The following is a 20,435-nucleotide window of genomic DNA, read 5'->3' as shown; positions in this document are numbered from 1 at the left end:
CTTGCCCACCCTACAAATCCGGAGTCCTTCATGGACCAGCACGTCGCAGCGAAAGAGCAGCCCCGCTACATCAAGCTCAACGCGCGCGACAATGTCGCGATCGTGGTCAATGATTTCGGGCTTCCTGCCGGCTCCCGCTTTGCCTGCGGACTGACGCTGCGCGCCTTTGTGCCGCAAGGGCACAAGACGGCCCTGGTCGACATCGCCCAAGATGAGCCGATCATCCGCTATGGTGAGGTGATCGGCTACGCGCTGTCGCCGATCCTGGCCGGCGAATGGGTCGATGAAGCCCGCATCCGCATGCCGGAGGCCCCTGCCCTCGACAAGCTCGAGATTTCGACCGCCGTCCCCGCGCCGCTGCCGCCGCTCGAAGGCTTCACCTTCGAGGGATACCGCAATGCGGACGGCTCGGTCGGCACCAAGAACATCCTCGGCATCTCTTCCTCCGTACAATGTGTCAAGGGCACGATGGAATACGCGGTAAAGCGCATCCGCGCCGAGCTGCTGCCGAAGTACCCTGGTGTCGACGACGTCGTGCCGCTGACCCACGCCTATGGCTGCGGCGTCGCCATCACCGCGCCGGATGCGGTCGTGCCGATCCGCACGCTGCAAAACCTCGCGCTGAACCCGAATTTCGGCGGCGAGATCCTTGTCGTTGGCCTCGGCTGCGAAAAGCTTGCACCCGAACGGCTGGTGCCGGAGGGCGTGAACGATGCCATCGTCCGCATGCAGGACGAGGCCTTCGACGGTTTTGGCGCCATCGTCGACGCGATCATGACCCAGGCCGAGGCGCGGCTGAAGGTGCTCAATTCCCGCAAGCGCGAGACCTGTCCCGCTTCCGACCTCGTCATCGGCCTGCAATGCGGCGGCAGCGATGCCTTCTCCGGCGTCACCGCCAATCCTGCCGTCGGCTTCGCCGCCGACCTCTTGGTGCGCGCCGGCGCTACCGTGATGTTCTCCGAGGTCACCGAGGTGCGCGACGCCATCCAGCTGCTCACCCGCCGCGCCATCAACGAGGATGTCGGCCGCGCGCTGGTGCGCGAGATGGCCTGGTACGATTCTTATCTCGCCCGTGGTGGCGCCGATCGCAGCGCCAACACCACGCCCGGCAACAAGAAGGGCGGCCTCGCCAACATCGTCGAAAAATCTTTGGGCTCGATCGTCAAGTCCGGTTCGTCAGCCATCACCGGCGTGCTCTCGCCCGGCCAGAAGGCGACGCAGAAAGGCATGCTGTTCGCGGCAACGCCGGCGTCCGACTTCATCTGCGGCACGCTCCAGCTTGCCTCGGGCATGACACTGCAAGTGTTCACCACCGGCCGCGGCACGCCTTACGGCCTGGCCGCCGCGCCCGTGATCAAGGTCGCGACCCGCACTGAGCTTGCGCGGCGCTGGAAGGACCTGATCGATTTCGACGCCGGCGGCATCGCCACCGGCGCCAAGACCATCGAGGAAACCGGCTGGGACCTGTTCCGCCTGATCCTCGACGTCGCCTCCGGCCGCACCAAACCGTGGTCGGATCGCTGGGGCATCCACAACGATCTGACGCTGTTCAATCCAGCGCCGGTGACGTGAACCGGCGCCATCCGGTGAAATCGGCCTGAAACAAAGGCGCGAAAAGCTTCGCCTTCGCTTCATGATGGTCGCGCCACGCAACCAAATAACTCCATCATGGAACACGAATGTTCGCACACAAGCGAACCTCTCGCCGCACTGCCGCGACCAAATCTGCGATTGTCATTTTCTCACGGAGATTTCGAATGCGTATTCTCTCGATGATTGCCGTGACCGGCGCGATGATTGCGAGCACGGCCAGCGCATTTGCCGGCGAACTCCCCTCCTACGAAGTGAAGTCGTTTCCGATCTCGGCGGTGCAAGTGCAGGTGCTCGGCGGCGCCGGTGTGGAGGAACAGTCGACCGCGCCCACGATGATCGTCGCCGGAATGCCCGCCTCGCCCGTACAGATGTCGGTCCTGACACCACGCGTGAAGCGGCTCGCCAGCACGACCTCCGACAGCGAAGCGCGCTAGATCATCCGCAATTCGCAGCGCTCGCATCCCGTGCGGGCGCTGCAAGCATTTTCAGGTCATGCTGCCCGGCATGAAGCACCGCACATGCGGGTGGCCGTCGAGATAATGCTTCCACACCATGGTGCGGCCGATCTTGTTCGGCTCGATGATCACGGCGCCATCGGGAACGATGACCCACTCGTCGTCGAGATGGACACGGTAGTGTCCCTTGTCGGACTCCCAGTCCACATCGGCGACCACATAGCCGTCGGCGTCCGAGCAGCACAACCCATACTCGCTGCGCAGGCTCTCGAACCACGGCTTGAGCGGTGAGTTGGCATAGCGGCCGTCATCGCGCGCGAGCGCCGATGTTGCCAGCAGCAGGAGCAGTCCAGGCACCATCGCCGGACACGATCTTGCAAGTCTCATATGGTCTTCTCGCGGATCGAATTGCGCCACGAGGCACAGACGAGGCCGCTCACGCCTTTTGAACAGGCGCGAAACGACGACTCGTTCCCCCAGCGGCTTTGCGACAGCTATGCAAATCCGGCGCCAGGGCGCATTCCGGGGAACTACTGGCGCAGTCGTAGGCGGCATTGGCCTTTCGACGAATGCGCTCGGCTGCAGAAATGGCAGTGCGGTGTGAGGCGGCGGCCGCAACGGCCGCGCGGCAGCCTACTTCTTCGCCGCCGGCGCCATCATCATCGCACCGCCCTTCTTGGTCGCGGACGGCGGTGTCTTTGCGGCGGCGGCTTGCGCGGGAAGATATTTGGCGATGATCGCGGGATCGACCTCGGCCAGATTGGCATCAGGCAGGCGCTGCCAGGTCTCGTCCTTGCCGAACAGCGAAATGCCGAGGAAGCCACGCATGGTCAGCGTTTGCCCGTCCGGGCTGACAGTCATCTTGGCTTTCCAGATGTTGCCGTCACGCGGATTGACGACGTTGCCGCCCTCATATTTCAGCCCATCGCGCTTCATGTCGCGAATGAAGGAGAGCCCGAGCACCGGCTGATTCTTGCGATCGTCAGTGCATTTCGCGCAGACCTCGTTCGGATCATCGCCGGGACGGGGAAAGGTCTTGGCGATGACGCCTTCGAAGATGCCGTTGTGATCGACGAAGAGAAACCAGCCCACCGGCCTGCCGTCTTCGACCTTCTGCCAGAGCCCCGCTGCGGTCGGCTGCTGAGCCGGCACTTGCGCCGCAGCCGGCTTCGCCGCGCCTATCGGCAGGGCGAGGGCGAGCGTCAGAAGCGAGAGCAGCCGAAAGCTCGAAAAAGGATTCCGCATCATCATCACCTTGCTAAGCCAAACACCTTGCTCGTCAAGACCGGATTGGCCGCAGACTACGGCGATTTCGCGAACGATTCCAGCACCAGAACCACGAGACGCTACGCGCCCGACACCGGCGCCACTAATTGACACCAAGCTTCTTTTGCAGGCTGGAGGAGGAGGTCGTGTACTGGAACACGAGCCGCTTCTCCGGATAGACATAACGGTGGGCTTTTTGCGACATCAGTGCGCCTTCATGGAAACCGCACAGGATCAGCTTGATCTTGCCGGGATAGGTGTTGATGTCGCCGATCGCGAAGATGCCTGACACGTTGGTCTCGAACGCACTGGTCTCGACCGGCACCAGATTATTCTCCAGCGCGATGCCCCAGTTCGCAACCGGACCGAGCTTCATGGTCAGTCCGAAGAACGGCAGCATGGTGTCGCAGGCGATCTCGCTGACATTGTTGTCGTTGCCCTTGACCGTGGCGCCGGTCAGCTGGCCGTCAGCACCTGACAGCGCGGTGACCTGGCCGAGCCGCAAATCCATCTTGCCGGCGGCAACCAGCGCGCGCATCTGCTCGACGCTGTGGGGCGCGGCGCGAAAATCGTCGCGACGATGCAGCAGCGTGATGCGCTTCGCGAGCGGATGCAGATTGAGCGTCCAGTCGAGCGCGGAATCGCCGCCGCCGACGATCAGCACGTTCTTGTCGCGGAAGGTTTCCATCTTGCGCACGGCGTAGTGCACCGAGGTGCCTTCATAAGCTTCGATCCCCGGCACCGGCGGACGCTTGGGCTGGAACGAGCCGCCGCCGGCCGCGATCACCACCACCTTGCATTCGAACACCTTGCCGGTGTCGGTGGTGCAGCGAAACAAGGGATCGCCGATCTTCTCGACCGTCTCGACCATCTCGCCGAGATGGAAGGTCGGGTGGAACGGCTTGATCTGCTCCATCAGCGCGTCGGTGAGCCCCTGCCCCGAAACCTGCGGAATGCCGGGAATGTCGTAGATCGGTTTTTCCGGATAGAGCTCGGCGCACTGGCCGCCGACCTTGTCGAGGATGTCGACGAAATGCGCCTTCATGTCGAGAAGGCCAAGCTCGAAGGCGGCGAACAGACCGCAGGGGCCGGCGCCAATAATCAGCACATCGGTTTTGATCACGTCGCTCATGTCGTCTCTTTATCGGTCGTTATCGGTTGGACGGCGCCCGGCGGGCAGAGGTGACCCCGCCTGTCTAGCCAACGGGGATGGATCAGGGAAGGCATAAAAGCGGGAGGGCCCCGCAGGCACACCCACTTGCCGGGCCAAGATAACTGGGCTGTAACGAGGCTGGATTTGACGGAGATCATCAGGTGAACGCACCAAGCCGCCTCGACACGACGCCGCGCCTGGAAGACTTCCCTTTTCGCCTCAGCGACAATGTTCGCTTCGGCGATCTCGACCCGAACCAGCACGTCAACAACGCGGTCTATGCCACCTATTTCGAGACCGGCCGCGTCACTTTGATGAAGCTTCCCGAATACGGGCTGACCCCGCCGGGCTTCGCCTGGATCATGGTGCGGCTCGACATGCATTTTCGCGCCGAGCTGCACTGGCCGGGCACAATCGAGCTCGGCCTCGGCGTGGTCAAGCTGGGACGCACGTCAGTGACCTTCGAGCAGGTCGTGTTCTCGAATGGAACGTGCATCGCATCGGCGACATCGGTCGGCGTCCTGCTCGACGAGGCGACGCGGCGACCGGCGCCGCTGACTGCGGAGGTGGTCGAGAAATTCAAGCCCTGGCACAAGCGCGGCATCGAAGTCGCGCCGCCGCCCGCCTAGCGCATGGTCCGACCCCGCAGGGCCGCGTTAGCGCAAAGCCTGTAGCGGTTTTCCGGAAAGATCGTGCGCTCTTAAAGAGGAAGATCAGGCCTGACGTTCCGGCGTCGACACCACGAGCCCGTCGAGTTCGTCGGAGACCTTGATCTGGCACGACAGGCGCGAGTTCGGGCGCACGTCGAAGCCGAAGTCGAGCATGTCCTCTTCCATCGGCGTCGGGCTGCCGACCTTCTCGCGCCAGGCTTCATCGACATAGACATGGCAGGTCGCGCAGGCGCACGCGCCGCCGCACTCGGCTTCGATGCCGGGAATGCTGTTGCGGATGGCGGCTTCCATCACGGTCGCGCCGTTCTCAATTTCCACCGTGCGGGTTTCGCCCTTGTGGTCGACAAAGTGAATTTTGGCCATGTGTTCTCGTGCTGCCGCGATCTGGGGGAAAAAGGAGGTCTGGGCTGTCCTATAACGGGTCGCTCAGGGCCGCGCCATAGCGTTTTCAAGCGAAGTGGGGACCTGTTCGCCGGAGAGAAAGCGCGCCGAAACAAAGCACTGCGGTGAGCAGACCAGGGCCCTTTGGAGACCCCGCCTTTAGTGCTTGAGTATCGTCGCGATCGCGGCACGAACCTCAGCCACCGCCTCTTTTAGGGCAGCAAAGGCCCTCGGCGGGTTGTCGCCGGTCCTGATCGCCGTCTCGAGGCCGGCCGCCGCATCGGCGACCGCGAACGCGCCGATCCCGCGTGCCGAGCCTTTGAGCTTGTGTGCCAGCGCGCCGGTCTCGGCCGGCAGCGAGGCCATAGCCGCGATCAGGCGGACCGCCTGCTCGGCAAACATCGCCAGCACCTCTTGCTCAAGCTCGGCATCGCCCAGCGTCATGCGCGAGAGGTGGTTGAGGTCGAGCGGGCTGTCGATGGGCGCAAGCGGGGGCGAGGGCATCCAGTCCATCCGTTGCAGTTCAGGCGTCATGGCGCAGGCCCCGGCATCGCGCGATGGTCCGCCGGTCCGGCGGTTCTCGCAACCGAAGCACGGAAATGGTTAACGAAGTGTTTGGGTAGTTTTACGCAAATCCGCCCGTTTCTTGACGAAAAGCTGCCGCAATCGGCCGAGTCCAGTGGAGAATTTCATTTAGGCCTAAGGTGTTACGGCCCGTTCCTGTTAACGATGATTAAGGATGATTAAGAATGTCTTAATCGCGGGCATTTCATTCGCGACGCTCTGCCAATAGGATGTTGCGGAAATTGGCGGACAAGCCGTCCGGGTGGGGACGGCTTGGAGATCCGCGCAAGCGGCATGATCCGGTCTGTGGGCTTGCGCCGCGCGCAGGGCTCGCGGGGGACGCGTACAAGTAAGTAACGAGGGCTCGGACTGAACATGGCCAATACTCCCAAAAAGGTCAAAGACCCCACAGAAGTTGCGCTTTCTGCGATCCAGGAAGCCCTCAACATCAGCGACACGGCTGCCGACACCAGCCGGAACGCATCGATGCGCAACGAAACGGTGCCGCCGGTCGCACCTCCCGCGCCGCCCGTGTTCGACGATCCGGCCTTCGAGCCGCGGCCCGCCGCCGATGAACGCGCCGTGTTCGATTCCATCGAGGAACCGCGGACCTCGCGCCGCGCCGCCAATGATGACCGCGAGACCATAGGCCAGTTGCTGCAGTCGCTGCAGACGGGCCGCCCTGCCCGCAACATCTACACCGGCGCCACCATCTTCACCGTGGTCTGGCTTGCAGCCTGCGCCGCGCTGACGGTCGGCTTCCTGCCCTCGATTCGGGCCGCCATGGGCGAGAGCGGCGGCGTGCTGGCGATCGCCGGCCTCGCCACCATGTTCTTTGCGCCGATCATGCTGTTCTATTTCCTCGCGAGCCTGGTCTGGCGCGGCCAGCAGATGAGCCAAGTCGCGCAAGCGATGGCGCAGGTCGCGATCCGCTTCTCCGAGCCAGAAGGCTCGGCCTCCGATTCCATGGTTACCGTCGGCCAGGCCATCCGCCGCGAGGTCGCGGCGATGGGCGACGGCATCGAGCGCGCCATCGCGCGTGCCGGCGAACTTGAGACCCTTGTCGCCAACGAGGTCGCCGCACTCGAGCGCGCCTATTCCGACAACGAGGTGCGCATCCGCGCCCTGCTGCAGGACATCGCCCACCAGCGTGACAACCTGGTCGGCCAGGCCGAGCAGGTCCGCAGCGCCATTTCCGGCGTGCAGATCGACCTCCGCCACGACATCGCGCTGATCTCGGATGCGATCGCTTCGCGCGTCGACGAGGTTGCCAAATCCATCACCGGCGCGCTGGAAGAGCGCGGCGCCCACATCACCGGCGCGCTGAGCCATGCCGGCGACAACATGATCCTGGCGCTCGGCGAGCGCGGCGGCGACCTGCTCGACCGCCTCGAGGAGGCCAGCGCCGAGACCACGCGCGCGGTGCTCGACGCCAGCGAGCGGCTGACCACCAGCCTCAACTTCAAGACCGGCCACGTCCACGACGAGTTCGTCGACCTCGCCGACCGCGTCCACGAGATGCTGAACGAGCGCATCGACCGCATCACCGGCGAGTTCGAGCAGCGTTCCGCCGCGATTGTCGACGGCATCTCCGAGCGCACCGAGCTGGTGCACGACAGCCTCAAGAACTCGTCGGACTCGCTGCTGCTCGAACTCGAGCTGCGCTCCAACGATCTTTCGGCCAAGATCGACGACGCCGGCAACCGCCTCGCCGGCCAGATCATGACCTCCGGCGACAAGGCGAGCGAAGCGCTCGAGGCCACGGTCAACACCCTCGTCGCCAAGGTCGTCAGCCAGACCGAGACCGCGCACGATTCGCTGTCGCTGCAGATGAGCGCGTTCGACGAGCTGGTGAAGAACCAGGGTACCGAACTGGTCGAGAGGTTCGCCCGCGATTCCGGCACGCTGGGCGCCCTGATCACCCGCCACATCTCCGAGTTCGACCGCACCGTGAAGACCTTCGGCGGCGAGATCGTCGAGCGCATGGGTCAGCGCACGCAGGACATTCATGACTCGCTGAAGACCTATGTCGAGAATTTCGACGCCCAATTCACCGCCAACGGCGGCGAGATCACGGCCATTCTCGACCAGCGCCTGGTGCAGTTCGAGACCACGATCGGCGAGCGCGTGTCCAATCTCGACGCCTCGCTGAACGGCAAGATCGCCAGCCTCGACGGCACGATCGAAGGCCAAATCAAGACCTTCGACGAACAGCTCGGCGGCCGCGTCGGCGCGCTCGAGCAGTCGTTCGATGCCCGCGCGAAGTCCGTCACCGAGACCATCGACGGCCGTCTCAACGCGCTGTCCACGACGCTGACCGACGGTGCGACGCAGGCGATCCAGTCGATCGATGCGCGATTGACCAACCTCACGACGACGCTCACCGGCGGCGCAGCGCAGGCGCTCGAATCCATCGACTCGCGCCTGACCAACCTCACGACGACGCTCACCGGCGGCGCGGCGCAGGCGCTCGAATCCATCGACTCACGCCTGATCAACCTCACGACGACGCTGACCGACGGCGCATCGCAAACCATCCAGACAATCGACAGCCGCCTGACCCATCTCACCACCACGCTCACCGGCGGCGCGTCGCAGGCCCTCGAGACCATCGACACCCGCCTCACCTATCTGAACACCGCCCTGACAAACGGCGCCTCGCAGGCCCTGCAGTCCATCGATGTGCGCCTCGGCCTCCTGACATCCACGCTCACCGACGGCACCGCACAGGCGATCGAGGCGGTCGATCACCGCATCACCAGCGTTGCCGACCTCATCGACGGCCGCAGCATGCATCTGACCGATACGGTCACGGCGCGCTTCCAGGACATCCAGCAGGCGATCGAGACCAAGGTCGGTTCGGTCGCGAGCGACATCGACGTCCGCGTGGCGCAATTCGAGGATCTGCTCGGCTCGCGTGTCGAGGCCGTCGCCGGCCGCATCGAGAGCAGCGGCCGCCAGGCCAGCGAGGACATGATGTCCCGCGCCGAGATGATCTCGACCGCGATCCGCTCGCATGTCGAGGATGCCGAGCGCTCGCTCACCAACCTCGTGGTCAACACCAGCGAGACGATCCAGACCGGTGCGCGCACCGCGCAGCAGTCCCTGATGACGGTCTCCTCCGACGTCAACGCCCAGCTCAAGATGACCTCGGCCGAGGTCGAGCGCGCGCTGACTGCGGTCGGCACCGGTGCTGCGAACTCGATCCTGACCAGCGCCCGCGAAGCGCAGTCGTCGCTGGTTGCAGCCTCGGGCGATGCCTCCAACCAGATCAAGGGCCTCGCGGCCGACGTCGAGCGCACGCTGTCGGCAGCCGGCTCGGCGACCGCGGCCTCGATCCTGGCCGGCGCCCGCGAGGTGCAGACCACGCTCGTCACGGCGTCCTCGGACGCGGCCAACCACGTCAAGACGCTCACCGCCGAGGTACAGCGCTCGCTCTCGATGGCCGGCACCTCGACGGCGGAATCGATCACCGCGGGTGCCCGCGATGCGCAGAGCACGCTGATCGCGGCCTCGACCGAGACCGCCAACCAGATCAAGGCGCTGTCCTCCGACGTGCAGCGCTCGCTCTCGATGGCGGGCACCGCGACGGCCGAGACCATCATGACGGGTGCGCGCGAAGCCCAGAGCACGCTCGTCGCCGGATCTGCGGACGCGGCAAACCAGGTCAAGGCCCTCACAGCCGACGTGCAGCGCTCGCTTTCCATGGCCGGCACTTCGACGGCGGAGAGCATTCTGGCTGGCGCCCGCGAAGCTCAAAGCACGCTCGTGAATGCGTCCTCGGAGGCCGCAAGCCAGGTCAAGTCGCTCGCGGTCGAAGTGCATCGTTCGCTGTCGCAGGTCGGCCAGACGACCGCCGAAACCATCACGGCCAGCGCCCGCGACGCCCAGAGCACCCTGCTCTCCGTCTCGGCCGAACAGACCAGCCAGGTCCGCTCGCTCGCCGCCGAGATGCAGCGCGCGCTGGCAACCGCGGGCGGCGCCACCATCGAAGCGCTCACCAGCGGCGTGCGCGAGGCCCAGGGCACGCTGATCTCGGCCTCGACCGACGCCGCGACCCAGATCAAGTCGCTGACGACGGATATCGAACGCACGCTGACCGCGGTCGGCGCCGACACCGCCTCGACCATCCTGAGCAGCGCGCGTGAGGCCCAGATCTCGCTGACCTCGACCTCGGCGGACGCCGCAAGCCAGATCCGCACGATCTCGACCGAGATCGAGCGCGCGCTCAGCACGGCCACGGCGAACGCGACCAACGACATCCAGACCAGCGCGCTCAATGCCCAGAACGCGCTGATCTCCGCCTCCAACGAGGCGAGCTCGCGGGTCAAGTCGAGCTCGGCCGACGTCGAGCGTTCGGTGCTCGCCGCCAGCTCGAGCTTCGGCCAGGCCATGACCGGCAAGACCGACGAGATCGTCACCTATGTGCAGCAGCAGGCCGACCGCCTCTCCAACATGATCGACGCCAAGCGCGGCTCGCTCGTGGACGCGATTGGCTCGAAGACCAGCCAGCTCACGCTCGACATCGACCGGGTCACCTCCGACGCGCTGAAGTCGATCGAGACGCGCGGCCAGGCCTTCTCGCAGAGCATGATGGGCAACGGCAACGAAGTCGCCCGCACCATCAACGCGGCGAGCGAGATCGCGACCAGCGCCGTCGGCAAGTCGCTCAAGGACCTCGAATCGGCCTCGCGCGCGGCGATCGACCAGTCGCGCCAGGTCTCCATCGCTGCGGTCACCGAGATGCAGGAGACCAGCAAGATCCTGCGCACCGACACGGTCGCCCTGTTCGAGCGCCTGCGCGAAGGCAACATCCTCCTCCAGGAAGTGCTGACCGGTGCGCACGACAACCTCAACTCCCTGGAGCGGGCACTGGTGACGCGCGTCGCCGATTTCGTCTCGGCGATGAACGACGTCACTTCGCGCAACGGAGCGGCGACGCAGAACCTGGAAGACCAGCTCAATGTCTTCAATACGAAGACCACCCGGGCGCTGCAGGATCTCGGCGAGCTGTCGACCCAGTTCGACAAGCACGGCCAGGCGCTGGTCGAGGCCGCACAGGTGGTCGAGCAGAGCAACAAGAACACCACCGCCTCGCTTGCCGAACGCAAGGCGGCGCTGGAATCGCTGGTCACCACCATCGACCTGCGCACCGCCGATCTCGACCAGCGCCTGTCGCGCTTCACCGGGCTGCTCGATGAGTCGCTCGCTGCTGCCGAAGAGCGCGCCCGCGACATCGCGCGCGTGGTCGCCGAGACCGCCGGCGCAGGCTCNCCCGCCAGTTCGAGGCGGTGCGCGCGGCGTCCGAAGAGGAGCACCGCCAGACCATCGAGGCCATGCACGACATCTACCGCCAGACCACCGACGAGGCGGATGCGATGTTCAAGCAGTCGACCGAGAAGTTCGGCAACCTGGTCGCCAGCATGAAGCAGATGGCGTTCGAGATGCACAACGAGCTCGAAGCCACCCGTAACGAGCTGCGCCGCGGCGTGCTCGAGATGCCGCAGGAGGCCGCCGAGAGCACCGCGCAGATGCGCAAGGTGATCGTCGACCAGATCGAGGCGCTCGCTGAGCTCAACCGCATCGTGGCCCAGCACGGCCGCGGCCTCGACGTCACCACGGCGGGCCGCGCCTCCGTCGCCGTCCAGCGCCAGGAGGAGCCGGTGATAGCAAGCGTGGGCGGTCGTGGCGTCGAGACCCGCACGCGCGACACCGGCAGCGCCTCGACGCTGCCGCCGCCGGACCTCGGCATGCCCGCCTCCTCGCGTCGCACCGAGGCCCCCCCGGTCGCCCCTGGTGGCAACGACCAGGGCCGCGACGGCTGGCTGTCGGATCTCTTGAACCGCACGGACGCGGGCCAGGCGGCTTCGACCGGTCGTGAGGCCCCGCGCGGCCGCCAGGCTGCCCCCGCTCCGCAGCCGCAGGCCCCGCAGGCGAGCAGCAATCCGCTGGAGTCGCTGTCGCTCGACATCGGCCGGCTGATGGACCGCAACCTCGCCGCCGAGATGTGGGACCGCTACCAGCGCGGCGAGAACAAGGCCTTCACCAAGCGCCTGTACACGCCCGCCGGCCAGAAGGCCTTCGACGAGGTCGCCCGCAAATATCGCGCCGACCGCAACTTCAAGGGCACGGTCGACCGCTACATCGGCGAGTTCGAACGCCTGCTCGACGAAGTCGCCCGCGACGGCCGCGGCCCGCAGGAGCTGCGCAGCCACCTGACCTCGGAGACGGGCCTGGTCTACACCCTGCTCGCACATGCGGCGGGGCGGTTGGGATAAAGCGGCGAGGCTTAAGCGCGATGAGATTAGGTTCAATCGTCATCGCGCTTTAGCTCTTTGTTTGAGCATGATCTTTTCGGAAAACCGCTCCGCACTTTTCCGGATCATGCTTTAGCGACTATGAATGAGAACGGAGGCAGTACCGCCTCCGTTTTGTTTTTTGACCTTGCGAGATCAGGCCCCGCCCGGCTGCCTGAACGACAGCCGCTCGGCGAGGACCGCAGCCTGGGTCCGCGAGCCGACACCGAGCTTGCGCAGGATCGTGGAGACGTGACCCTTCACGGTCTGCTCGGCGATGTCGAGCTCGCCGGCGATCTGCTTGTTGAGCTTGCCCTCGACGATCATCGTGAGAATGCGCAGCTGCTGCGCCGACAGCGAGGCCATGCGGGCGGCAAGCTCGACATCGGCGCTCTGGATCGAGCCGCGGCCGCCGACATTGGGGGGCATCCAGATTTCGCCGGCCAGGATCTTCGTGATCGCCTCCGCCATCTCGGGCAGGCTGAGCGATTTCGGGATGTAGCCGGATGCGCCATAGGCGATGGCGCGACGGATCGTGGCCGCGTCCTGCCGCGCCGAGATGATCGCAACCGGCACCATCGGAAATTGCGCCGACAGGATGAATAGCGCGGCAAATCCCTGGATCCCCGGCATCGTCAGGTCCCATAGGATGAGGTCGATCTCGTCCGATTGCGCCGAGAGCACGCTCACCGCCTCGTCGAGGGACTGGCAGGCTATGATGTCGAGGTCGGGCAGCACGGTCGACAGCGCGCTGCGGAGCGCAGCCTGCACCAGCGGATGATCATCGCCGATAAGGATGCGCATGGTCACAATGATGAGGCTCCCTGTTGGGTCCCGAACTGCCGGCTCAAGGCCTCACCCCCGAGGAAGCGACGCAGCGCCGCGGGCTTGAGCGGCTTGGACAGTACCTCGCAGCCACGTGCCTTCGCCGCTGTCCGGACGGCCTCGCTGCGATCTCCGGTGACGACCAGCGCGCAGGCGCCGCGGCCCGATCTCTGCCTGAGATCGTCGAGAAAGTCCAAGCCGGTACGCTCGCCATCAAGATGATAATCGACCAGCACGACGTCGGGCGGGCTTGCCGCGGCCGCCGCCATCGCGTTGGCGGCATCGGTTGCGACCAGGACGCGATGACCCCAGCCGCCGAGCAGCGCCGTCAGACCATCGAGGATCGTTGCATTATTGTCCAGGCACAGGATCGTCAGCGCACGCTCGGTCACATCAGGCGCCGCGTCGGCCGATTTGCGCTGGAGCGACGTTCCCGACCCGTGCGCGAGCGGCACCGTGACGGCAAAGCAGGAGCCGTGTCCGGGGCGCGAACGGAGGTCGACGGGATGACTGAGCAGCCGCGAGATGCGATCGACGATCGCGAGCCCTAGGCCCAGCCCTTTCTCCGATCCCGGTGCCAGGCGTTGGAACTCCTCAAAAATGCGCTTCCGATCCGCCGCGGCGATGCCGATCCCGGTATCCCAGACCTCGATGCGCAAGTCGCCGCCGCGTCGCCGGCAGCCGAGCAGGATGCGTCCCTTGAAAGTCTCCTTGGGCGTGTAGCGCAGCGCATTCGAGAGCAGGTTCTGCAAGATCCGTCGGAGCAAATGCGGATCGCTGCGCACAGCGAGCCGGCAATCGACGACGCGGAGGACGAGCCCACGCTCGCGCGCCATCGCGGAGAATTCCACGTTCAGCTGCACGAGCAGATCCGCGATCGGAAAGTCGATCGGCTCGGCACGAACGGCACCGGCATCATAAGAGGAGATGTCGAGCAGCCGATCGAGGACATGCTCGGTCGAGCGCAGAGCCGTGATGGCGCTACCGGCGAGAGTTAGCTCCTTCCCCGCGGCACCAGCGTGCGAAGAAGCACGGAGGCTCTCGTCAAGCGCGGACAGGAACAGACGCGCCGCGTTCAGCGGTTGCAGCAGATCGTGGCTGGCCGCCGCCAAGAAGCGGGTCTTGCCGAGATTGGCCTGCTCGGCCTCCGCCTTGGCCTCCTCAAGCGCCTCGGTCCGCTCGCGGACACGCAGTTCGAGATCCTCGTTGGCGCGCCGCAACGCTTCCGCAGCGCGGTGACGCTCGGTCACGTCGGTGTAGGTCGAGACATAACCGCCCTCGGCGGCGCGATTGTAGACAATCTCGAGCACCGTGCCGTCCGGCCGCTTGCGCTCGTACAGATAGGGCCAGCTCTGGGTCGCGACGTCGCGATTGACCAGGAGCGCAGCGAATTCGGACGCGGCGTATTCGCCGCGCTCGACATTGAAGGCAATGAGCTCGGAGAGCGGAAGGCCGACGCGCACGAAATCGGGCGGCAGGTCGAGCAGCGCGATAAACCGCCCGTTCCAGGCCGTGATGTTGAAATCGGCGTCGAACGCGCAGATGCCCTGTGGCACGCTTTCGAGCGTGCTTTGCAGCAGGCTGCGATTGAAGCGGAGGGCTTCTGAAGCCTCGTCAAGCATCGCCATCGCCGCCCGCCGCGACAGCGAGTGCCCTTCCAGCGAGGCTGCAATCACCACGCGCGCCGACGCAGCACCGATCGCGCCAGCGAGAAGATTCTCGGTGAAGCGGATCGAGTCGAGATCGACGAAGTCGGACGGATCGAGGCGCGGCCCGGTGCCCGCCATACGCGATGCGAGATAGCCGTCAAAAGCCGCCTCGCCGCGCTCCGCACCGACAAAGCGCCGGGCGAGCGCGCGGAGATCGTCGAGCCGGACCACCACGCGCGATGACAGTTTTGGCACCGTGTCGCGGACGACACCGTCGGCAAATGCCGCAGCCTGATTGCGCTCGACGGTGGTTTGCCGCCCCAGCAGCGAAAACGCAACGAAGCAGATGATGTTGGCGGCAAGGCTCCACAGCGTCGCGTGCGAGATCGGATCGAGCCCGCCGAGGTCGAACAGTGCGTTCGGCTTGAGGAAAGCGAGCTGCCACGGGCCGTGGCTAACGATCTCCTCGAAGGCGGGCCATAGCGGTGCGGCCGAGGGAAGCAGCAGCGTATAAGCCCAGATCAGGAATCCGGCGGCGATTCCCATCGAGGCACCGATCTTGTTGGCACGCTGCCAGAACAGGCCACCGACGAACGCTGGACCGAATTGCGCGACTGCGACGAACGACAACAGGCCGATCACGGTGAGCGGATAGGCCTGGTTGACCAGGCGGTGCATCAGGTAGGCCAGCAGCAGAATGCAGAGGATCGAGAGCCTGCGCACCGTCATCAGCACCGAAGTCACCGGCCGGCTTTGGGCGCGCAGGCCGAAGAAGCGCGAGCGCAGCAACAGCGGCATGATGACGTCGTTGCAGAGCATGGTGCTCAGAGCGACGGAAGTCATGATCACCATGCCGGTGGCGGCCGACAGTCCACCCAGGAAGGCGATCAGGCTGATGGTGCCGGCATCCGCTGCGATCGGCAGCGAGATGACGTAGGTGTCGGGGTCCGTCATCGCACCGAACCTTGCAAGGCCGGCGGCCGCGATCGGCAGGATCAGCAGGCTGAACAGCGCAAGATAGGCAGGATAAAGCCACGCTGCGGTGCGCGTATGGCCAGGGCTCTCGTTCTCGACGACGACGACGTGGAACGCCTGCGGCAGACAAAGGAAGGCAATCGCCGAGATGATGATCGTCGAGGGCCAGACCGGCTGGGCGGGATCGAAGGCGAGGATCCCAGCCAATTGCGGATCCGAAGAGAGCTGCGACAGCAGCGCGGCTGGTCCTCCTGAGAGCCCAAACAGCACGAACAACGCGACGACAAGGAAGGCGATCAGCTTGACCACGCTCTCGAACGCAATCGCCAGCATCAAGCCGCGATGATGCTCGCTGGCATGGACGTGGCGAACGCCGAACACGATTGCGAACAGCGCCATCGACGCCGCGACGCCGAAGGCCGAGTCCTGCCAGAACCGCAGCGCCTCGCCGCTGGCGCGCTCAGGCTGCAGGATCAGATAGTCAAAGCTCTTGCCGACGGCCTTGAGCTGAAGCGCAATATAGGGAAGCACTCCGAGCAGCGAGGCCAGCGTCACGAAGGCGGCGAGTACTTGGCTTTTGCCGTAGCGTGCGGCGATGAAGTCGGCGATCGAGGTGACGTTCTGGGCCTTCGCAATGGCGATCAACTTGCCGAGCAACTTCTGGCCGAACAGCAGCACCAGAGTCGGACCGATATAGATCGTGGCGAAGTCCAGCCCGCTGGTGGCGGCGCGGCCAACCGACCCGTAGAAGCTCCATGAGGTGTTGTAGACCGCAAGCGTCAGGCAATAGCTGATCGCCGCCGCCCAGGACTTTGGCGAGACCAGCGGTCCGTCCGCGCTCCGCCGATCGCCCCACCAGGCAATCAGGAACAGCGTAGTCACATAACCGGCCGCGACCGCGAGAACGAACCACGCCTGCAAGATATCCTCACTCCAGACCGATCCGCCCACTCATGAGGGCTCGGAACGCGGGCGGATACTAAAGCGTTTTCAATCGCATGGAAGGCACTTTGGATCGGCGGNCCGCCGATCCAGTCTTGACGTCAGGCCGCCTCGCGCGACAAGCGAGCCTGCGGAAGGCCCTTGAGCACGAGGTTGACTACGACCGCGACCACGATGTTGAGCACGAGCGCCAGCAGACCGGTGTAGATCGCGACCTTGCCGGCGCCGAAGTCCATGCCGTGCAGCGGCTTCAGCCCATCCGACCAGGCCAGCCACGATCCGCCCGCAAGGCCGACGGCCCAGCCGGCCAAGAGCGCCGTGCTCGAGAACCAGGTCAGATAGAGACCGAACACCAGCGCCGGCAGCGTCTGCAGGATCCAGAGGCCTCCAAGCAATTGCAGGTCGAGCGCAAATTGCGTCGGCATCAACAGGATGGCGAGCAGCGCGCCGACCTTTACCAGCATGGAGGTGATCTTGGCGACCTTGGCTTCACCTGCCGGCGTCACCTTCGGATCGACCCACACCTTCCAGAAGTTGCGGGTGAACAGATTGGCCGCGCCAATGCTCATGACAGCTGCCGGCACCAAGGCACCGATCGCGATCGCCGCGAAGGCAAAGCCTGCGAACCAGCTCGGGAACAGAGTCTTGAACAGCTCCGGCACGACGTCATTGTTGCTCGCAAGCTTCAGCCCTGCCGCGTGGCCCATGTAGCCGAGAAGCGCCAGCAGGCCGAGCAGCAACGTGTAGGCCGGCAGCAGCATCGCATTCTTGCGAATGGTGTTGCCGCCTGACGAGGCGAAGACGCCGGTCAGCGTGTGCGGATACATGAAGGCGGCGAGCGCCGAGCCGAGCGCCAGCGAGGCGTAGGGCACGATCTGCGCCGGCGACAGCAGGATGCCGCCCGAGCCCTTGGCCGCAAAGGCTGCATCCGCCGCGGTGAAGATCGCGCCGTAGCCGCCGAGCTTGGACGGCACGATCGCGATCGCGGCGATCACCACGATGTAGATCATGATGTCCTTGACGAAGGCGATCAGCGCAGGCGCGCGCAGGCCCGACGAATAGGTGTAGAGCGCCAGCACCAGGAAGGCCAGGACGAGCGGCACCTCGCCGCTCAGCCCGAGCGCCTTGATCGCGACTTCCATGCCGATCAGCTGGAGCGCGATGTAGGGCATCGTTGCCAGCACGCCGGTCGCCGCAACGGCAAGCTCCAGCCCGCGCGAGCCGTAGGCGCCGCGTACCACGTCGCCGGCCGTGACATAGCCGCGGTTCTTGGCGACCTTCCACAACACCGGCATCACCGCAAACACGAAGGGATAGACGATGATGGTGTAGGGCAACGCGAAGAATCCGTAGGCGCCGACCGCGTAAACGAGGGCGGGCACCGCGATCACGGTGTAGGCGGTGTAGAAATCGCCGCCGACCAGGAACCAGGTGATCAAGGTCCCGAACTTGCGGCCGCCGAGGCCCCACTCGTCGAGGTGAGCTAGCGTCTCAGGCTTGCGCCAGCGCGCAGCGACGAAGCCCATGCCGGTGACGAGGATGAACAATACGAGGAAAACGGCGAACGCCGCGCTATCGACATTAGCCAGCACGACGCACGCTCCTGTAGACGATGTAGGTGAGCAGCGAGGTGAGCGGCACCCAGGCGAGCTGGTACCAGTAGAAGAACGGGAAGCCGAACAGATAGGGCTCCCGGATATTGTAGAACGGCACGATCATCAGGCCGATGAACGGCAACAACAGCAGCAGACGTATCACGCTCTCTCCTCCCTATGAGTGAAGTCGACGCGCTTTTCGTGAAGCGCACCTTGAGCGCGATATAGCGGAGATCACCGCCAGCCCCTCCCCCTACCTTGGCGCGGCCAGCCCCCCATACTTTCGTATGGGCGCGGCGACCGATAGGTCGTCACTGCAAGAAGCCCGCGACAAAATTGCGTCGCAATTTTGCGCAGGCGATGAAGCAACGACGGAGGAGGGAGACGCCTACTGCCGCTTGCGCTCGTTCGCCGGTGCCGGCTTCGGCGGCTCGGCCGGAGGCGGCGCTGCGGCTGGTGCGCTGTTGCTGGCGCCGAACAGCACGCGGGTCGGGTTGCGGTCGAAATTGTTCACGGCGCGGCTGATGTCGCCGAGGGTGCGGCGACCGTCGGTCATCAGCGCACCGGAGCGCTTGTCGAAATCCTCGGCCAGTTCGCGGATCGACTTCACCGTCAGGAACAGCTCGCCGCCATCCTTGCCGCCGGCAAGCGTATTGAGGCCGAGCATGAGGTTGTCGGCCTTCAGCATCACGCCGTCGACCTTGGCCATTACGCCATCGATCTTCTCGGAATTGCGAGCGAGCGAATTGGTGAAGGTCTCGAGATTCTTCAGCGAGTTCTTCACCGACTCCTGATTGTCGGCGACGATCTTGTTGATGTTCTGCAGCGTGCCGCGGATCGCCTCGGTGACGTCCTGGAGCTTGTTCGGATCCGCCGTCAGCGTCGGAATGCCGTCCTCGTCGAGCGGCGGCGGCGGCGCGGCCTCCTCGCCGCCCTTGAGCGAGATCGCGGCGACGCCGGTCAGTCCCTGGAATTCGAGGCCGACCAGGGTGTCCTTGCGCAGCGGCGTGTTGTTCTCGATCATGGCGAGTGCGACAACCCGCCGCGGATTGTCAAGCTTCACCGAGACCACCTCGCCGACCCGGATACCGTTGAAATTGACGCTGCCGCCGTTGCGCAGGCCTGCCGCCGGGCCCTCGAACACGACACGGAAGGGGCTGCGCTGCTTGGTGGTGTGCAGCGACTGGAACCAGAGCACGAAGCCGATCGCAGCCGCGATCACCGCCAGCGTGAAGGATCCGATCAACACATAATTCGCCCGCGTTTCCATCAGGTGCTCCGGCTACTCAACTCATCACTGCGCGGGCGCGCTTGCCATGGAAATACTGCCTCAGCCAGGGATGCTGCGAGGCCTGCATGTCGGCAATCGACCCTGCCGCAATGATCTTACCGTTCCCTAAAACGGCGATGCGGTCGCAAGCTGTGTAGAGGCTGTCGAGATCGTGGGTTACCATGAAAACGGTCAGCCCCAAAGTCCGCTGCAGCGTCCTGACCAGCTCGTCGAAGTCGCCGGCGCCGATCGGATCGAGGCCCGAGGTCGGTTCGTCGAGGAAGACGAGATCAGGGTCGAGCGACAATGCGCGGGCGAGCGCGACGCGCTTGATCATGCCTCCGGACAGTTCCGAGGGGAAACGCTCGGCCACCTCAGGCTTGAGGCCGACCATGGCGAGCTTGGCCATGGTGATCTCGTCCATCAGCCGCTGCGAGACACGCAAATACTCGCGCATCGGAAACTGGATGTTCTGCCTGACGGTGAGCGAGGAGAACAGCGCGCCTTGCTGGAACAGCACGCCCCAGCGCCGCTCGACATTGCGGCGCTGCGCGGTGTTGGAGGAATCGAGGTCGACGCCGAACACCTCGATGGAGCCCGCGATCTTCGGTACGAGGCCAATGATGGTCCGGGTCAGCACCGACTTGCCCGCGCCTGAAGGACCAACAAAGCCGAGAATCTCGCCGCGCTTGACGTCGAGGTTGAGCCCGTCGAGCACCCGTGTGCTGCCGAACTGCACGGTGATGTCGCGGACGCGGATGATGGGGTTTTGAATCGCGCTTTGCGTGTCTTGCGCCATC

General features: G+C 65.1%; 14 protein-coding genes and 2 pseudogenes. 5 read left to right on the top strand and 11 right to left on the bottom strand.

What is annotated here, in order from left to right; genetic code table 11:
* Positions 1-30 precede the first annotated feature (30 nt).
* Both garD and AOQ71_RS18775 read left to right on the top strand, forming a co-directional pair.
* Positions 31-1,572: a galactarate dehydratase gene (garD, locus tag AOQ71_RS18780; protein ID WP_057749078.1), complete on the top strand. Its 1,542-nt coding sequence runs from the start codon at positions 31-33 to the stop codon at positions 1,570-1,572.
* A gap of 185 nt (positions 1,573-1,757) precedes the next feature.
* The gene (locus AOQ71_RS18775; RefSeq protein WP_057749076.1) at positions 1,758-2,027 is read left to right on the top strand and encodes a hypothetical protein; all 270 of its coding nucleotides are present in this window, start codon (positions 1,758-1,760) and stop codon (positions 2,025-2,027) included.
* A gap of 51 nt (positions 2,028-2,078) precedes the next feature.
* On the opposite strand, the gene AOQ71_RS45980 is transcribed toward AOQ71_RS18775, so the two are convergent.
* The 3 genes from AOQ71_RS45980 to AOQ71_RS18760 all read right to left on the bottom strand — a co-directional run bounded on the left by AOQ71_RS45980 (position 2,079) and on the right by AOQ71_RS18760 (position 4,446).
* Positions 2,079-2,435 carry a hypothetical protein gene (locus AOQ71_RS45980; RefSeq protein ID WP_205668240.1) on the bottom strand — a complete coding sequence of 119 codons (357 nt, stop codon included), beginning with the start codon at positions 2,433-2,435 and terminating at the stop codon, positions 2,079-2,081.
* A 246-nt stretch (positions 2,436-2,681) separates the two neighbouring features.
* A complete protein-coding gene (locus tag AOQ71_RS18765; RefSeq protein ID WP_057749162.1) occupies positions 2,682-3,293 on the bottom strand; it encodes a DUF2147 domain-containing protein in 612 nt (203 codons plus the stop codon).
* Between the two features lie 124 nt (positions 3,294-3,417).
* Positions 3,418-4,446 carry an NAD(P)/FAD-dependent oxidoreductase gene (locus AOQ71_RS18760; protein WP_057749070.1) on the bottom strand — a complete coding sequence of 343 codons (1,029 nt, stop codon included), beginning with the start codon at positions 4,444-4,446 and terminating at the stop codon, positions 3,418-3,420.
* A gap of 182 nt (positions 4,447-4,628) precedes the next feature.
* Between AOQ71_RS18760 and AOQ71_RS18755 the strand changes: the two genes are divergently transcribed.
* A complete protein-coding gene (locus tag AOQ71_RS18755) occupies positions 4,629-5,096 on the top strand; it encodes an acyl-CoA thioesterase (RefSeq protein WP_057749067.1) in 468 nt (155 codons plus the stop codon).
* Between the two features lie 84 nt (positions 5,097-5,180).
* Here AOQ71_RS18755 and AOQ71_RS18750 read toward each other — a convergent pair whose 3' ends face one another.
* A complete protein-coding gene (locus tag AOQ71_RS18750; protein WP_011088626.1) occupies positions 5,181-5,501 on the bottom strand; it encodes a 2Fe-2S iron-sulfur cluster-binding protein in 321 nt (106 codons plus the stop codon).
* A 177-nt stretch (positions 5,502-5,678) separates the two neighbouring features.
* The gene (locus tag AOQ71_RS18745) at positions 5,679-6,053 is read right to left on the bottom strand and encodes an Hpt domain-containing protein (protein WP_083514317.1); all 375 of its coding nucleotides are present in this window, start codon (positions 6,051-6,053) and stop codon (positions 5,679-5,681) included.
* A gap of 405 nt (positions 6,054-6,458) precedes the next feature.
* Between AOQ71_RS18745 and AOQ71_RS18740 the strand changes: the two are divergent.
* Positions 6,459-11,356 (top strand): annotated as a pseudogene (locus AOQ71_RS18740) (apolipoprotein A-IV repeat region-like domain-containing protein); the annotation flags it as partial.
* Position 11,357: 1 nt separating this feature from the next.
* Positions 11,358-12,361 (top strand): annotated as a pseudogene (locus AOQ71_RS48110) (apolipoprotein A-IV repeat region-like domain-containing protein); the annotation flags it as partial.
* A gap of 174 nt (positions 12,362-12,535) precedes the next feature.
* Here AOQ71_RS48110 and AOQ71_RS18735 read toward each other — a convergent pair.
* The 6 genes from AOQ71_RS18735 to AOQ71_RS18715 form a co-directional block, all read right to left on the bottom strand.
* The gene (locus tag AOQ71_RS18735) at positions 12,536-13,189 is read right to left on the bottom strand and encodes a response regulator (protein WP_057749064.1); all 654 of its coding nucleotides are present in this window, start codon (positions 13,187-13,189) and stop codon (positions 12,536-12,538) included.
* Positions 13,186-16,749: a hybrid sensor histidine kinase/response regulator gene (locus AOQ71_RS18730; RefSeq protein ID WP_057749061.1), complete on the bottom strand. Its 3,564-nt coding sequence runs from the start codon at positions 16,747-16,749 to the stop codon at positions 13,186-13,188. Before AOQ71_RS18730 ends, AOQ71_RS18735 begins: the two co-directional genes overlap by 4 nt.
* A gap of 122 nt (positions 16,750-16,871) precedes the next feature.
* A complete protein-coding gene (gene mctP / locus AOQ71_RS18725; RefSeq protein ID WP_057749058.1) occupies positions 16,872-18,362 on the bottom strand; it encodes a monocarboxylate uptake permease MctP in 1,491 nt (496 codons plus the stop codon).
* Positions 18,352-18,528, bottom strand: coding sequence for a DUF3311 domain-containing protein (locus AOQ71_RS43460; RefSeq protein WP_083514315.1), 177 nt, complete (start codon positions 18,526-18,528; stop codon positions 18,352-18,354). Before AOQ71_RS43460 ends, mctP begins: the two co-directional genes overlap by 11 nt.
* Positions 18,529-18,753: 225 nt before the next feature.
* Positions 18,754-19,635: an MlaD family protein gene (locus tag AOQ71_RS18720; RefSeq protein ID WP_057749055.1), complete on the bottom strand. Its 882-nt coding sequence runs from the start codon at positions 19,633-19,635 to the stop codon at positions 18,754-18,756.
* 16 nt (positions 19,636-19,651) lie between these two features.
* Positions 19,652-20,434, bottom strand: a complete 783-nt coding sequence (locus AOQ71_RS18715) for an ABC transporter ATP-binding protein (protein WP_057749052.1) — start codon at positions 20,432-20,434, stop codon at positions 19,652-19,654.
* Position 20,435 lies beyond the last annotated feature (1 nt).

Origin of the sequence: Bradyrhizobium manausense, from assembly GCF_001440035.1 — a bacterium.
Lineage (GTDB): Bacteria > Pseudomonadota > Alphaproteobacteria > Rhizobiales > Xanthobacteraceae > Bradyrhizobium > Bradyrhizobium manausense.
Note: the sequence above shows the minus strand (reverse complement) of the source record. Positions and strands in the feature narration are given on the sequence as shown.

Excerpts from the sequence above, each read along its gene's own strand:
- AOQ71_RS45980 (WP_205668240.1), bottom strand. The coding sequence starts at position 2,435 with ATGAGACTTGCAAGATCGTGTCCGGCGATGGTGCCTGGACTGCTCCTG.
- AOQ71_RS18715 (WP_057749052.1), bottom strand. The coding sequence starts at position 20,434 with ATGGCGCAAGACACGCAAAGCGCGATTCAAAACCCCATCATCCGCGTC.
- AOQ71_RS18775 (WP_057749076.1), top strand. The coding sequence starts at position 1,758 with ATGCGTATTCTCTCGATGATTGCCGTGACCGGCGCGATGATTGCGAGC.
- garD (WP_057749078.1), top strand. The coding sequence starts at position 31 with ATGGACCAGCACGTCGCAGCGAAAGAGCAGCCCCGCTACATCAAGCTC.
- AOQ71_RS18745 (WP_083514317.1), bottom strand. The coding sequence starts at position 6,053 with ATGACGCCTGAACTGCAACGGATGGACTGGATGCCCTCGCCCCCGCTT.
- AOQ71_RS18765 (WP_057749162.1), bottom strand. The coding sequence starts at position 3,293 with ATGCGGAATCCTTTTTCGAGCTTTCGGCTGCTCTCGCTTCTGACGCTC.
- AOQ71_RS18750 (WP_011088626.1), bottom strand. The coding sequence starts at position 5,501 with ATGGCCAAAATTCACTTTGTCGACCACAAGGGCGAAACCCGCACGGTG.
- AOQ71_RS18760 (WP_057749070.1), bottom strand. The coding sequence starts at position 4,446 with ATGAGCGACGTGATCAAAACCGATGTGCTGATTATTGGCGCCGGCCCC.
- AOQ71_RS18720 (WP_057749055.1), bottom strand. The coding sequence starts at position 19,635 with ATGGAAACGCGGGCGAATTATGTGTTGATCGGATCCTTCACGCTGGCG.